The 14,492-nt window shown below is 37.8% G+C and carries 13 protein-coding genes; 11 read left to right on the plus strand and 2 right to left on the minus strand.

Annotated elements, in window-relative coordinates:
• Nucleotides 1–14: 14 nt before the first annotated feature.
• On the minus strand, nt 15–1,895 hold the full coding sequence (gene mnmG, locus RMB03_RS09190; protein ID WP_311075523.1) for a tRNA uridine-5-carboxymethylaminomethyl(34) synthesis enzyme MnmG: 1,881 nt from the start codon (nt 1,893–1,895) through the stop codon (nt 15–17).
• A gap of 232 nt (nt 1,896–2,127) precedes the next feature.
• On the opposite strand from mnmG, the gene RMB03_RS09195 reads away from it, so the two are divergent.
• The 11 genes from RMB03_RS09195 (at nt 2,128) to RMB03_RS09245 (ending at nt 12,599) form a co-directional block, all read left to right on the plus strand.
• Nucleotides 2,128–2,358 (plus strand): hypothetical protein, encoded by a 231-nt coding sequence (locus RMB03_RS09195; protein ID WP_003652499.1) that lies wholly within the window; start codon nt 2,128–2,130, stop codon nt 2,356–2,358.
• 154 nt (nt 2,359–2,512) lie between these two features.
• Nucleotides 2,513–3,418: a 50S ribosomal protein L11 methyltransferase gene (gene prmA, locus RMB03_RS09200; RefSeq protein WP_005039579.1), complete on the plus strand. Its 906-nt coding sequence runs from the start codon at nt 2,513–2,515 to the stop codon at nt 3,416–3,418.
• Between the two features lie 13 nt (nt 3,419–3,431).
• Entirely contained in the window at nt 3,432–4,277 is an 846-nt protein-coding gene (locus RMB03_RS09205) for a zinc-ribbon and DUF3426 domain-containing protein (RefSeq protein ID WP_311075527.1), read from the plus strand.
• Between the two features lie 375 nt (nt 4,278–4,652).
• On the plus strand, nt 4,653–4,922 hold the full coding sequence (gene fis, locus RMB03_RS09210; RefSeq protein ID WP_001086304.1) for a DNA-binding transcriptional regulator Fis: 270 nt from the start codon (nt 4,653–4,655) through the stop codon (nt 4,920–4,922).
• 85 nt (nt 4,923–5,007) lie between these two features.
• Nucleotides 5,008–6,582, plus strand: a complete 1,575-nt coding sequence (gene purH, locus RMB03_RS09215; RefSeq protein WP_035361157.1) for a bifunctional phosphoribosylaminoimidazolecarboxamide formyltransferase/IMP cyclohydrolase — start codon at nt 5,008–5,010, stop codon at nt 6,580–6,582.
• Between the two features lie 125 nt (nt 6,583–6,707).
• Nucleotides 6,708–7,991: a phosphoribosylamine--glycine ligase gene (gene purD, locus RMB03_RS09220; protein ID WP_080027411.1), complete on the plus strand. Its 1,284-nt coding sequence runs from the start codon at nt 6,708–6,710 to the stop codon at nt 7,989–7,991.
• Between the two features lie 490 nt (nt 7,992–8,481).
• On the plus strand, nt 8,482–9,354 hold the full coding sequence (locus tag RMB03_RS09225; RefSeq protein WP_231764932.1) for a MetQ/NlpA family ABC transporter substrate-binding protein: 873 nt from the start codon (nt 8,482–8,484) through the stop codon (nt 9,352–9,354).
• A 75-nt stretch (nt 9,355–9,429) separates the two neighbouring features.
• Nucleotides 9,430–10,455 (plus strand): methionine ABC transporter ATP-binding protein, encoded by a 1,026-nt coding sequence (locus tag RMB03_RS09230; RefSeq protein ID WP_311075533.1) that lies wholly within the window; start codon nt 9,430–9,432, stop codon nt 10,453–10,455.
• Nucleotides 10,452–11,147, plus strand: coding sequence for a methionine ABC transporter permease (locus RMB03_RS09235; protein WP_017392060.1), 696 nt, complete (start codon nt 10,452–10,454; stop codon nt 11,145–11,147). Before RMB03_RS09230 ends, RMB03_RS09235 begins: the two co-directional genes overlap by 4 nt.
• A 159-nt stretch (nt 11,148–11,306) precedes the next feature.
• The gene (gloB, locus tag RMB03_RS09240) at nt 11,307–12,038 is read left to right on the plus strand and encodes a hydroxyacylglutathione hydrolase (protein WP_311075535.1); all 732 of its coding nucleotides are present in this window, start codon (nt 11,307–11,309) and stop codon (nt 12,036–12,038) included.
• Between the two features lie 357 nt (nt 12,039–12,395).
• A complete protein-coding gene (locus RMB03_RS09245) occupies nt 12,396–12,599 on the plus strand; it encodes a hypothetical protein (RefSeq protein WP_003652518.1) in 204 nt (67 codons plus the stop codon).
• 167 nt (nt 12,600–12,766) lie between these two features.
• On the opposite strand, the gene RMB03_RS09250 is transcribed toward RMB03_RS09245, so the two are convergent.
• The gene (locus RMB03_RS09250) at nt 12,767–14,065 is read right to left on the minus strand and encodes a dicarboxylate/amino acid:cation symporter (protein ID WP_003652519.1); all 1,299 of its coding nucleotides are present in this window, start codon (nt 14,063–14,065) and stop codon (nt 12,767–12,769) included.
• Nucleotides 14,066–14,492: the final 427 nt, after the last annotated feature.

The following is a 14,492-nucleotide window of genomic DNA, read 5'->3' on the forward strand; positions in this document are numbered from 1 at the left end:
TTGCATTTAACAGATTAAGCTGTTTTCTTAATCATATTATTTTTACGAATTGTGATCATTACAAGCTGAACAGCTGCTGGTGTAACACCAGGAATACGACTTGCTTGAGCTAATGTTTCCGGAAGAACCGTTTTTAATTTCTGGGTAATTTCACGTGATAAACCAGACACAATATCATAATTAAAATCGGTAGGAATTTTGGTTTCTTCAAGACGCTTTAACTGAGCCACATCTTCATGCTGACGGTTAATATAACCTTCATATTTCACAGCAATCTCGATTTGCTCACCAACTTGCTCAGAAACTTCAGAACCCGTAAGTTCGGCAATTTGACCAAAGTTAATATTAGGGCGTTTAAGCAAATCAATCGCACTACATTCTTTACTTAAATCAGCACCCGTCATCTCAACGAATTTTTTACCCATAGGGTTATTTGGTGCCGCCCACAAATGTTGTAAACGAGAAGTTTCACGCTCAACCGCTTCCATTTTTTCACAATAAGCAGCCCAACGAACATCATCAACCAAACCAAGTTCACGACCAACAGTCGTTAAACGTTGATCCGCATTGTCTTCACGCAACATCAAACGATATTCGGCACGTGAGGTAAACATACGGTATGGTTCTTTAGTACCTAAAGTAATGAGGTCATCAACCAATACCCCCATGTAAGCTTGGTCACGCTTAGGTGTCCACTCTTCTTGTTCCCAAGCACGGCGCGCAGCGTTTAAGCCAGCAAGTAAACCTTGAGCACCTGCTTCTTCGTAACCTGTTGTACCGTTAATTTGGCCAGCAAAATACAACCCGTTAATAGCTTTAGTTTCGAGAGTGAATTTCAAAGCTTGCGGATTGAAATAATCGTATTCAATCGCATAGCCTGGACGCAAAATATGGGCATTTTCCATACCACGAATAGAACGAACCAGCTCGAACTGAACATCAAATGGAAGCGAAGTCGAAATACCATTTGGATAAAGCTCGTGTGTATCTAAACCTTCTGGTTCCAAGAATACCTGATGAGAATCTTTATCTGCGAAACGGTGAATTTTATCTTCGATTGATGGGCAGTAACGTGGCCCTACACCTTCAATAACACCGGTATACATTGGTGAACGATCTAAACCACCACGAATAATGTCATGGGTTTTTTCATTGGTATGCGTGATATAACAATTTACTTGTTCAGGGTGCATAGAAGCATCACCCATGAATGACATAACCGGAGATGGGAAATCACCCGGCTGTGGAATCATGACTGAAAAATCAACCGAACGTGCATCAATACGTGGTGGTGTACCCGTTTTTAAACGACCCACAGGTAATTTTAATTCACGTAGACGCTGAGCAAGTGCAATTGAAGGAGGATCACCTGCACGCCCACCGCTTGATTTTTCTAAACCAACGTGGATTACCCCACCCAAGAATGTACCCGTAGTCAACACAACAGTTTTAGCGTCAAAGCGAATACCCATTTGGGTAACAACACCTTTAACCGTATCACCTTCAACAATCAGGTCATCAGCCGCTTGCTGGAAAATATCAAGATTTGTTTGATTTTCCAAAGTATCGCGGATGGCAGCTTTATAGCGAACGCGGTCAGCTTGAGCACGTGTTGCACGTACTGCCGCACCTTTACGTGAATTTAAAATACGGAACTGAATACCACCTTTATCGGCAGCTAAAGCCATTGCTCCGCCAAGCGCATCAATTTCACGTACTAAATGTGACTTACCAATACCACCAATTGCTGGGTTACAACTCATTTGACCCAAAGTCTCAATGTTATGGGTCAAAAGCAAAGTCTGTCGTCCCATACGCGCAGCAGCAAGGGCCGCTTCCGTACCTGCGTGACCGCCACCGATAACGATAACATCATAAACTTTAGGGTAGTGCATGAGTACAAAACACCAGAAAAAAAAAGACGGAACATTATAGCAAAATTATCTGCTTATTGATGTACATAATTACAAAATCATCTTCACATAATTTACGGTACGCCACATGATTTGACATTTTGTTTCATGAACTCAATACAAAGTGAATGTTATTAAAACAAATTCATCTTAGAATAAAAAATGTACAGCACTTCTATGACTTTAAAATTAACGCGACAAGAAGGAATACAAAATGAAAACGACTATGTTAAAAATCTTAACTGCATCTCTAATTTGTTTTTCAGGCGTAACTTTTACACATGCTGCTGATATGAGCAAAGCCGAAATGCAAAAACAAATTCGAGTCTGTGTAAAAAAACAGCAAGGTGAATGGGTAGCTTACAACCATAACGGCGTAATCTTTAATGGTACTTGCCAGCCAAATGAAAATGGTAAGTTACAATTTAAAGCCCCTGCTCCTTAATCTGTTTCGACATGAGGTATAGAAGAAGCAATTTATTTGCCGCTAGCCTCCTCAGTATTTTTAAAGTCGGTCCATTAAAGATGGGCCGCTTTCTTTTTTAAAACTGTCTAGTCAGCTACAATACGCCTTTAAATAAAATTTTTAGGTCCTTTTCGTGAAGTGGTTACAAATACACATTACCGTTGATCAAGCACAAGTTGAGTTCACAGAAACACTTTTAATGTCTCTAGGTGCGGTAAGCGTAACTCTGGATGATGCTGAAGATCAGGCTTTACTTGAACCATTACCAGGTGAAACACCTTTATGGAATAAAGTGATTGTGACAGGCATTTATCAACAAGACGAACAAGACCCTATTGATGTCGACACTTTAGAAGCTTTCTTAAAAGCTCAACTTCCAGACGCTCCTATCCGTCATGAAGAACTTGAAGATCAAGTGTGGGAACGCGCTTGGATGGACTATTACGAGCCAATTCAAATTGGGGAAAAGTTCTGGATCGTACCTGAATGGCTAGAGCCACCAGAAGCTGATGCAACGAATATTAAGCTAGACCCAGGTCTTGCGTTTGGTACAGGTAACCACGCAAGTACTTTCTTATGCTTACAATGGCTAGGTAAAACTGACGTTAAAGATAAGATCGTCATTGATTATGGTTGTGGTTCAGGCATTTTAGGTGTAGCAGCTTTATTATTAGGCGCTAAAAAAGTATATGCCACTGATATTGACCCTCAGGCTGTTTTAGCAACAAAACAAAATGCTGAACTTAATGGCGTATTAGATCGACTATATGTAGGCCTTCCTGAAGAATTCGATCAAGAGTTTAAACCTCAACAGGCAGATGTTTTAGTTGCAAATATTTTAGCGGGTCCATTAATGGCACTTGCGCCTGAGTTTGCAAATTTACTTAAATCTGACGGTGAATTCGCACTTGCAGGTGTAATTGAAGAGCAAGTTGCTGATGTTTCACGTGTTTATTCTGAATTTTTTGATATATTAGATGTCGAAAAACGCGAAGAAAATTGGTGTCGCATTTCAGGAAAACGTAAAACAATAAATTGAGATTTTTTAACTCATGAATGAAAAACAAACCCGCTGCCCTAAGTGCTTAACCGTCTATAAAGTGTCTCTTACTCAATTGACTGTTGCTCAGGGTATGGTTTGTTGCCCTAAATGTGATTCGAGCTTTAATGCACTCACCCATCTAATTAATATTGAACAGCCTGTTACGATTAACTCATCTACATTAGTCAACGGCTCAATGCAAAATAGATATATGACACATTCTCACGTGTTAGATATCTTTGATCAAAAAGTTGAGAATTCGAATATTGATCTTTTAACCTATCTCAACAACTTAAATTATTTTCACAACGAACCTATTAACGCTCTACCAAATCTTAATTTAGCTGAACAAGCATCTTCACAAGAACAAGACAATAATAAAAAGCATAGTTGGCTGTACTACACGCTCTGGAGTTCTGCCAACCTTATTTTAATTTTAGTCTTCACTTTTCAAATTCTCTGGTTTAACCCTAAGCTCATGCATGCAAGCCCAACCGTCAGCCATGCATTTAATTATGTATGTGAAATACTGCACTGCAATAAGTCAGCTGAACAATATCAACTTATTTATATAGAAAAGTTAAAACTCCGCAAAGTTGACACAAGTCATACGCAATTTTCAGGCATATTGCTTAATCAGAATGATAAAAGTATTGAACTTCCTAACTTAAAGTTGAGTTTCGCAACAGAGTCAAACAAAACAGAAGAAATTATATTGACTCCTCAACAGTATCTTGTTGAAAACTTACGAGGTATTCAGCGCATTCCCTCGAATACCCCTTTCCGATTCCAATTTGAGCTAAACAGAAGCAAAAAAAGCCTACTAAATTATCGATTAGAAATTGTCCACCCCTAAAATGTAAAAAAAGTGAAAAAAAAATAAAAAAAAATGCAGTTAATTTGCTCACTTTTTCCTAGACAATGGTATGATACGCGCCACGAAAGCTTTGACTCATATACTCCTCGCTCTCAATCCAAAAAAATACTGTTAAGCATGTGTGCTTTTCTACATTAAGCACATAGCCTAACTTTTTTTGTTTTTGAGGGAGCTGTAACAAATATTTAACTATTGTTACGCTTATTTTTTATTCAATACGAAGAAATATGGCAAGCTAATTGTTCTTATGTTTTAGAGTCACTGTTTTAGGATCTAAAACAGGACTCCGTATTTTTAGACCACATTTATATACTACTTTATCCAAGCTAGTATTTGATTTTCGGATTAACTCGCATGAATAGCAAATCTCCTATTTTTACTGCACAATCTGATGTTGCTCTTCGCATCCACGTGGATCGCGCAGTTCGTCATTATTTTGCACAATTGCAAGGTGAGCAGCCATCTCAGGTATATGACATGGTGCTAGCAGAAATGGAGAAACCTCTTTTATCTGTAGTTCTTGAATATACACGTGGTAATCAGACCCGTGCTGCAGAGATTCTTGGACTCAACCGTGGCACTTTACGCAAAAAGTTAAAAGCTCACGGTTTGATGAGTGAATAAATGATAAAATGCTCACGACGTCGTGGGCATTTTTTTATGCTTATTGGTTTTAATCCGTAGACTTGAAATTGTTGAATTAAACATCATGACTATTAAACGTGCTTTGATTTCTGTATCTGACAAGACAGGAATTGTCGAATTTGCTCAAAACCTTGCAGCTTTAGGGGTAGAACTATTATCTACAGGCGGCACATACAAGTTGCTTAAAGATAATAATATCGCTGTTGTTGAAGTATCTGAACATACTGGCTTCCCTGAAATGATGGATGGTCGTGTTAAGACATTACATCCAAAAATTCATGGCGGTATTCTCGCTCGTCGCGGTTTAGATGAAGCAGTAATGGAAGAACACAACATTGATCCGATTGATCTTGTTGTCGTGAACCTTTATCCATTCGCTGCAACAGTTGCAAAACCTAACTGTTCACTTGCTGATGCTATCGAAAATATCGACATCGGCGGTCCAACAATGGTTCGTGCTGCTGCTAAAAACCACGCTTCTGTCGGTATTGTTGTAAATGCTTCAGATTACGATACAGTTATTACTGAATTAAAAGCTGCTGGTTCACTTTCTTATGAAACACGCTTCGATTTAGCTGTTAAAGCATTTGAACATACAGCTCAATATGACGGCATGATCGCTTCTTACCTAGGCGCTCGCGTTGGTAAGACCGAAGGCGAAGCTGATTTATTCCCTCGTACGTTCAATACTCAATTGAACAAAGCACAAGATTTACGTTACGGTGAAAACCCACATCAATCTGCTGCATTTTACGTTGAAGCAAATGCAAAAGAAGCGTCAGTTTCTACGGCAAAACAGTTACAAGGCAAAGAATTGTCTTATAACAACATTGCAGATACAGATGCTGCACTTGAATGTGTGAAATCATTTGCAAAACCTGCTTGTGTGATTGTAAAACATGCTAATCCTTGTGGTGTTGCTGTTTCTTTAGACGGCATTAAAGCTGCTTACGATTTAGCTTATGCGACTGACCCAGAATCTGCTTTCGGCGGCATTATTGCATTTAACCGTGAGTTAGATGTTGCAACTGCTCAAGCAATTGTAGAGCGTCAATTCGTTGAAGTAATCATTGCTCCAAGTATTGCTGATGGCGTGCTTGAAGTTACTGGCGCTAAGAAAAATGTACGTGTTTTAGTTTGTGGCGAATTACCTGCGATTGACGCACGTGCACCACAACTTGACTACAAACGCGTTAATGGCGGTTTATTAGTTCAAGATCAAGACTTAGGTATGATTACTAAAGATGATCTTAAAGTAGTAACCAAATGCGCACCAACTGAACAAGAAATTGATGACCTCATCTTTGCTTGGAAAGTTGCGAAATATGTAAAATCAAATGCAATTGTTTATGCGAAAAACCGCCAAACTATTGGTGTAGGTGCAGGTCAAATGAGCCGTGTTAACTCAGCTCGTATTGCTGCCATTAAAGCTGAACATGCTGGTTTGGTTGTTGAAGGCGCTGTAATGGCATCTGATGCATTCTTCCCGTTCCGTGACGGTATTGATAATGCGGCTAAAGCTGGCATTAAATGCATTATTCAACCAGGTGGCTCTATGCGTGATGAGGAAGTTATTGCGGCAGCTGATGAAGCTGGTATTGCAATGGTCTTCACTGGTATGCGCCACTTCCGCCACTAATTTAAATTTAGTCCTCCCTAACCCTCCTTTCATTCAGGAGGGTTTTCCACAATAATGGAGCTAACTCTCCACCTTGAGGGATAGAGGGGGATGAAAAAGGATTAAAGTTAAGGAACAAATTAAAAATGAATATTTTAGTTTTAGGTAGTGGTGGTCGTGAACATGCTTTAGCATGGAAAATCGCGCAAGATACCAATGTTGCTCAGGTTTTTGTTGCACCAGGTAATGCTGGAACTGCAACAGAAGACAAATGTCTTAATGTTCAACTTGATATTTTAGACAACCCAGCAATTATTGCTTTTGCTAAAGAAAATAATGTTGATCTTATTATTGTTGGTCCAGAAGCACCATTAGTTAATGGTGTGGTAGATGCTGCACGTGAAGCAGGTTTAAAAATTTGGGGACCTACTCAATATGCAGCACAGCTTGAAGGCTCAAAAGCATTTGCCAAACACTTTTTAAAGCGTCACAACATTCCGACTGCTTTCTATGACGTTTTCACTGAAGTAGATGCAGCTAAAGCTTATGTTGAAAAAAATGGTGCACCAATTGTAATTAAAGCTGATGGCCTTGCTGCTGGTAAAGGTGTAATCGTTGCAATGACCAACGAAGAAGCTTTTGCAGCAATTGATGACATGCTTGCAGGCAACAAATTTGGTGATGCTGGTTCACGTGTTGTAATTGAACAGTTCCTTGCAGGTGAAGAAGCTTCTTTCATTTGTATGATTGATGGTAAAAATATTTTACCAATGGCAACTTCACAAGATCACAAGCGTATTTTTGAAGGCGATCAAGGTCCTAACACTGGCGGTATGGGTGCATACTCTCCTGCTCCAGTTGTAACTTCTGACATTTTTGAACGCGTTATGTCTGAAATCATGCACCCAACCGTAGAAGGTATGGCTGCTGACGGACATGTTTACACTGGTTTCTTATATGCTGGCCTAATGATTGATGAGCAAGGTCAACCACGTGTGATCGAATTTAACTGTCGTTTTGGTGACCCTGAAACCCAACCGATCATGATGCGTTTAAAGTCATCTCTTGTTGAATTGGTAGAAGCCGGTATTGCTGGTAACTTACCAAAAGAAGCTGAATGGGATGAACGCAAGTCAATCGGTATTGTACTCGCAGCAGAAGGCTATCCTGATAGTGTACGCAATGGCGATGTAATTTCAGGTATCGGACAATCACCTGAAGATACGAAAATTTTCCATGCAGGCACTGCAACTCGTGAAGATGGTCACATCGTGACTTCTGGTGGTCGAGTTCTTTGTGTAACAGCATTAGGCGACAGCGTTTTGGAAGCACAAATTAACGCGCTAGAAGTGTGCGGACAAGTTAACTTTACGGGTATGCAATATCGTAGCGACATTGGCTACCGCGCAATTGCACGTGAAAAAGCTTAAAAATTCCACAAGTTTAAACTCTAATGAAAAGCCTCTATATATAGAGGCTTTTCTATTATGTGCCACAATATAAGCAAATCGTATAAATCTTTATTATATTTCTAAAGATATCAACAAATAGAAAAGAGGCCCTCTATATCAAGCACACTTTTATTGATATGATTAGCATAACGTTGGAACTGTCAATAAACACTGCTGTTTTAATAATTTTCATAGCGACTTGCTCTACAGATTATAGCTGTAGAGAGTTTTTAATGTTCTAAATTTATGAACACTCGTTTGGTTACTGTTTGGGGATTAACTGTTTGGGGAAACAGTTTTTGTTTATAAAACAATTACCCACTCTTACCACCAAAATATGCAAGCAAATTATGAAACCCCACCAAAAGATACCAGAGTTTAAACCAGTTGTAATTCCAACTCCTCCCATTTCATATAGATATAGATCAATACTTATTTTTCTATATCTCCTCAATCAGGACTTTTTTAAATGAAAAAGCTGATCAGTCTTTTTTTAAGTATGTCAGTAGTATTATTGGCAGCATGTGGTAAACAAGAAAGTGCTCCACAAACAAACCAAAACAATGATAGCTCCCAATTACAAACGGTAGTAATTGCCTCTACAGGTTCAGATGCTGATATTTGGCGTTATATCGCAACTTTGCCTGAAACCCAAGCTGCTGGCTTAAAGTTAGAAGTGAAAAACTTCACAGACTATGTTTCTATGAATGCAGCCATTGCAAACAAAGAAGTAGATCTGAATGCTTTCCAATCTTATTCTTATCTTGTTGCATTTAATAAATCAAACCAAGATAAAATTGCACCGGTTTCTACCACATATCTTGAGCCAATGGGTATCTATTCAAGTAAACACAAAAAAATTGATGAGTTCGCAGAGGGCGCAATTATTGCAATCCCAAATGATGCTGCCAACGAAGCTCGTGCTTTACTTTTATTACAAACAGCTGGCTTAATCAAACTTAAAGCTGATTTTAACCCGGCTCAAGGCAGTCCAAACGATATCATCGAAAATAGTAAAAAGATCGATATTAAACCAATCCAAATGGCAACTGCATTACGTATTAAAGACGAAGTTGATGCCGTTGTATTAGGTAACACCTTAGCAATGGAAGGTGGTTTGAACGTACTCAAAGATTCTATTTTCTATGAGCCTGTTGATCAAAGCACACGACTTAATGTCAACGTTCTTGCAACTGCTGATTCACGTAAAAATGATGCTGTTTTGCAAAAAGTTGGGCAGCTATATCACAGTGCAGCAGCTAAAAAGTATGTAACAGAGCGTTTTGGTGGAACAAAAGTTGACGTAGATCAACCAATCAGCTATCTCTCAGAAGCTAAATAGTAATATAATAGCGGAAACGTGAAACAGGCAAATTCTCTTTGCCTGTTTTTTCTTTCCAGCATAGCTTCTGACGATATGATTCAATTTAAAAACATTTCAAAGCACTATCAGCTCAAAAGTCAAACCATACGCGCACTCGACCAAATCAATTTAGAGATTCCAGAGGGCAGTATTTTTGGCATCATTGGCTATAGTGGTGCAGGTAAAAGTACCTTAATCCGCCTGATCAACCTTCTTGAGCGACCAACTGAAGGTCAAATCATTATTAATCAGAAAGATTTCACTGCTTTGGATGCACGCTCATTACGTCAGGAACGTGCAAACATTGGAATGATTTTCCAGCACTTCAATCTGCTACAAACCAAGACAGTTGCTGAAAATATTGAAATGCCAATGCGCCTACTGAATTACAATAAGGTAGAACGTGAAAAACGCCTGAATGAGTTATTGGAGTTCATTGATCTTAAGCATAAAAAAGATGCTTATCCAGATGAACTTTCTGGCGGACAAAAGCAACGTGTCGGTATTGCCCGTGCTTTGGCAAATCATCCAAAGATTCTTTTATGTGATGAAGCGACCTCTGCCCTAGACCCGCAAACAACCAAGTCAGTTTTAGAACTACTCAAGAAAATTAATCAAGAGCAAAAAATCACGATTGTTATGGTGACCCATGAAATGGATGTCATTGAAACTATTTGTGATCATGTGGCTGTGATGGAAGCAGGTAAAGTCATTGAACAAGGTTCAACGATTGATATCTTTAGTAAACCTCAACATCCAACTACTAAAAACTTCATTCAAACTGTTTTACACCAACAGTTGCCTGTGAATATTTTAAATCAGCTCGAAAACCAGCATCATCATAGTATTTACTGTTTACAATTTTTAGGGCGCTCTGCTCAAGAACCTGTAATTCAGTCACTGATTAAAAAATTCGATATTAGCTTAAATATTTTATTTGCCAACATGACTGAAATTAATGGCACAGTCATTGGTCAAATGTTCGTGCAGCTTTTAGGTGATCCTCAGCTAATTAAACAAGCTATTGAGTTTTTGGAACAAAATGAAGTAGGTGTAGTTCAATCAGGAGATCAAGTATGAGAGATTTAATCGTACAGTGGTTAACTGAACTTACTCAACCTTTCTGGCACAGTTCCCTTTCTATTGATCAGTTCGTTACAGCTTTGCAAGAAACCTTTCATATGGTTTTCTTCGCACTTTTGTTTGGCGGCATTTGGGGATTTATTCAGGGAATTATTTTATTAGTTACCCGTCCAGAAGGCATTTTACCCAATAAAGTGATTTATCATTTACTTAATCCAATTGTAAATGCTTTACGCTCTCTTCCTTTTATTATTTTACTCATTGCAGTGATTCCTCTTACTAAGCTATTAGTAGGTACTTCAATTGGTACGTGGGCAGCTATTGTTCCATTGACTATTTATGTTGGCCCTTATATGGGACGTCTGATTGAAACTTCATTGCTTGAAGTAAATGAAGGAATTATTGAATCTGCTCAAGCGATGGGTGCTACACCTTGGCAAATTATCTACCGCTTTATTTTGCCGGAAGCACGCAGCTCACTCATTTTAAACCTTACCACAGCGACAATCAGTCTTATTGGTGCAACCGCCATGGCTGGTGCAGTTGGCGCAGGTGGTATTGGTGATTTAGCAATTTCGTATGGTTATCAACGTTTTGATACTAGCGTTGTGATTTTAACAGTTATTATCCTATTGCTATTAGTACAGATTGTACAGACGCTAGGGAACTGGCTCGCCAAGCTCCGTTAAGTCATCCATACAAAAAAGCTCTCTTCCTAGAGGGCTTTTTTTGTTTTATATCACCCTGTTCTTAAAGACAGTTGAGTGCATGGCTCAATACCATTTTCTGGTATGATCAGAATTAGTCATTATTCATTTACTCTTTGGATTTAGTTTCAGGATAAAACAATGCGTTATAGAATTCATTTTATTGATGTGCAGAATGCCCTCCAAAACTATATCTGGATTTTAGAAGATACTGAAACCCAAGAAGCTGTTGCAGTCGACCCAACAGAAGCAGAACTGGTAACTCAATTTTGTCAGAATCATCAGTTAAATTTAAAACAAATCTGGCTTACTCATTGGCACAAAGACCATATAGGTGGTGTTGCGGATTTAACTGCTGCCCAAAATATTACTGTGTATGGCCCACGTGATGAGCTCACAAAAATTCCGGGAATTACCCACCCCTTACAACATGACGATCATCTAAAATTTAATGATTTAAAAGTAGAGATTATTGCAACCCCAGGTCATACATTAGGGCATATTGTCTATTTTATCGAAGAATTAGAAGCTGTATTTTGCGGCGATACCTTATTTGCGATGGGATGTGGTCGATTATTTGAAGGCACAGCTGAACAAATGTATCACTCACTGAGCCGTTTAGCAGCACTACCCACACATACAAAAGTATATTGTACGCACGAATACACGCTTTCAAATGCCGAATTTGCCTTAACGGTAGAACCGCATAACCATGCCTTATCTGAACGAGCTGAAGAAGTCCGTGAGCTACGTAAACTGAGATTAATCACCCTACCAAGCACGATTGAACTTGAATTAGCAACCAACCCCTTTCTTCGCGCAGAAAGTGTTGAAGACTTCGCCCACCTGCGTGCTCTTAAAGATAATTTCTAAAATTAAGCTTTCAAAGAAGATACAGTTTCATTTTTAAGAACTGTATCTTTTTGCCTATTACCTATTGCCTGTAATTATTTTTTACATTTACTCTATTTTTTATTTGTTCATTATTTTAAAAATATCATTGAATTTATAATTCTTAAAAACCATCACACAAACAGCTCTTTAAATAAAAAGTTATTATTTTTTAGCTATATAACAGACTAATAATTTCATAAAAATGAAATCTTTTATTTCTTTATCTTACTTTTTTTACAAGTTGCAAAATAAAAAAAAGTTTTTCCCCTTTAAAAAATCTAATTAAAACCCTATTAATAAATAAGATGTAATGCCACGGATAGAAGGAGTTCTCACGTGAAAAAGGTTGTTAAAGCTAAAAATTTGATTGCGTTTCGCATTTGGTTAGAAAAGTTAGGGTATTCAGTTAAAAATCTTGCTGACGGGAAAGGTTTTACTTTTAGTTTTAAAAAAGAATATGGTTTGGTGACCTGTGAGTTAGCAGGTAATTCATTAGCGATGCAATTAGGTGAAGAGTTTGAGGATCACTTAAAAGCATAATTTTTCACGACTTGATTTAAATTACTGTCTGGTCTTTGCTGAAAGATAAGTAATGTTGCAGAACTTTAGAATGGCTTAATTAAAAATATATTTTTAGATATTAAACAAAAAATCTGTAGCTGGGCTATTCTCCCAAATTGCCCTTAGCTACAGATTTTTTTGTAAGGTTAATCTGCTTTAGGGTTCTTTAATGCTTTATCAAGAAGATCTTTATCTAAAGCCTTATCCCAACGTGCCACAACAATTGTTGCACATGCATTACCCACTAGATTTGTTAAAGCACGGCACTCAGACATAAAGCGGTCAATACCAAGAATTAAAGCCATACCTGCGACAGGAACAGCTGGTACAACCGATAAAGTTGCAGCTAGAGTAATAAAACCTGCACCAGTCACCCCTGCTGCACCTTTAGAACTGACCATTGCCACTAAAAGTAATGCGATTTGCTCACTAATAGATAAATCTACATTACAAGCTTGCGCAATAAACAGAGCCGCCATAGTCATATAGATATTTGTACCATCAAGGTTAAATGAATAACCTGTTGGAATGACTAAACCTACAACTGATTTTTCACAACCTGCTTTTTGCATTTTGTCCATTAAAGATGGCAAAGCTGCTTCAGAAGAACTTGTTCCTAAAACTAACCAAAGTTCATCTTTGATATAACGAATTAAATGAATAATTGAAAAACCGTTATAACGAGCTACTGCACCCAAAATTACTAGAATAAATAACACAGCAGTAATGTAGAACGTCATGATTAACAGTAATAAATTACCAATTGATTCGATTCCATACGCACCGATCGTAAAAGCCATTGCACCAAAAGCACCGATTGGGGCAAGCTTCATTAACATACCAACCAAGTAGAAAACTGGAGCTGTTAAGTTATTTAAGAAATCGGTAATTGGACGTGCTCGGTCACCCAAAGCAGCCAAAGAAATACCAAATAGCACCGCTACAAATAACACCTGTAAAATCTCGCCACCAGCCAAAGGACTGACCAATGTTTGCGGGATAATATTCATGAAGAAGTCGGTAATATTTGTTGCATGCGCCTTTTCAACATAAGTATTTACTTTGTCGTTGACTAAGGTAGCTGGATCAATGTTAAGGCCTTTACCCGGTTGGATAATATTTGCCACAATCATACCAACCACAAGCGCCAAGCTTGAGAAGGTTAAAAAGTAGAGCATAGCTTTACCAGTTACACGGCCGACTCGGCTCATGTTTGTCATACTGGCAATGCCTGTAACAACAGTTAAAAAGATGACGGGAGCGATAATCATTTTAACGATCTTGATGAATGCATCACCAAGTGGTTTTAAACTTTCGCCAAGTTCTGGGTAAAAATGACCAATTAAAATGCCCAAAATAATTGCAAAAATGACCTGTACATACAAAATTTGGTGAAATTTCTGTTTTTTCTGTACTGCTTCTTGGTCAAGGGTATTGAAATCCATTATCTAAATACCTTTTCGATGGGGATAAAAAAATAAAATATAAAGCAAGCACCACAAGCTGCTTTAACAAGGAAAAGCCATTGTAAAGAATAAAAAACACCCTGTGTCATAAATTTAAAAAATGTTAAATTCAAAAATCATGCATTAAATTGTATAGAATACTTTTTATTTTTAAGTTTTAAATATCGAAAAAATAGTTATTTTTTCAAATAAGTTATTATTTATATTAACTTTTTACACTCTAAAAAGTGATAAAACCCGCCATGCGTACTCCTTTATCCACCTCAAGCCAACCATTTATTAAATAAATGATTTTATATAAAACATATAAATTATAAATTATGAAAATTTATTTTAAAAATAATAAGAAAAACTGATATATGATTTCTTAATGAGAACCCGCGTCTATTTCTTGTTAAATATTTAG

The sequence above is a fragment of the Acinetobacter sp. V91_7 genome (genome assembly GCF_031799075.1).
In the GTDB taxonomy this organism is placed as follows: domain Bacteria; phylum Pseudomonadota; class Gammaproteobacteria; order Pseudomonadales; family Moraxellaceae; genus Acinetobacter; species Acinetobacter calcoaceticus.

What these genes read in the sequence shown, in the direction of transcription:
- purH (WP_035361157.1), top strand. Translation starts at nt 5,008, where the DNA reads ATGACTATTAAACGTGCTTTGATTTCTGTATCTGACAAGACAGGAATT.
- RMB03_RS09195 (WP_003652499.1), top strand. Translation starts at nt 2,128, where the DNA reads ATGAAAACGACTATGTTAAAAATCTTAACTGCATCTCTAATTTGTTTT.
- RMB03_RS09235 (WP_017392060.1), top strand. Translation starts at nt 10,452, where the DNA reads ATGAGAGATTTAATCGTACAGTGGTTAACTGAACTTACTCAACCTTTC.
- RMB03_RS09230 (WP_311075533.1), top strand. Translation starts at nt 9,430, where the DNA reads ATGATTCAATTTAAAAACATTTCAAAGCACTATCAGCTCAAAAGTCAA.
- RMB03_RS09250 (WP_003652519.1), bottom strand. Translation starts at nt 14,065, where the DNA reads ATGGATTTCAATACCCTTGACCAAGAAGCAGTACAGAAAAAACAGAAA.
- mnmG (WP_311075523.1), bottom strand. Translation starts at nt 1,895, where the DNA reads ATGCACTACCCTAAAGTTTATGATGTTATCGTTATCGGTGGCGGTCAC.
- RMB03_RS09225 (WP_231764932.1), top strand. Translation starts at nt 8,482, where the DNA reads ATGAAAAAGCTGATCAGTCTTTTTTTAAGTATGTCAGTAGTATTATTG.
- gloB (WP_311075535.1), top strand. Translation starts at nt 11,307, where the DNA reads ATGCGTTATAGAATTCATTTTATTGATGTGCAGAATGCCCTCCAAAAC.
- fis (WP_001086304.1), top strand. Translation starts at nt 4,653, where the DNA reads ATGAATAGCAAATCTCCTATTTTTACTGCACAATCTGATGTTGCTCTT.
- purD (WP_080027411.1), top strand. Translation starts at nt 6,708, where the DNA reads ATGAATATTTTAGTTTTAGGTAGTGGTGGTCGTGAACATGCTTTAGCA.
- RMB03_RS09205 (WP_311075527.1), top strand. Translation starts at nt 3,432, where the DNA reads ATGAATGAAAAACAAACCCGCTGCCCTAAGTGCTTAACCGTCTATAAA.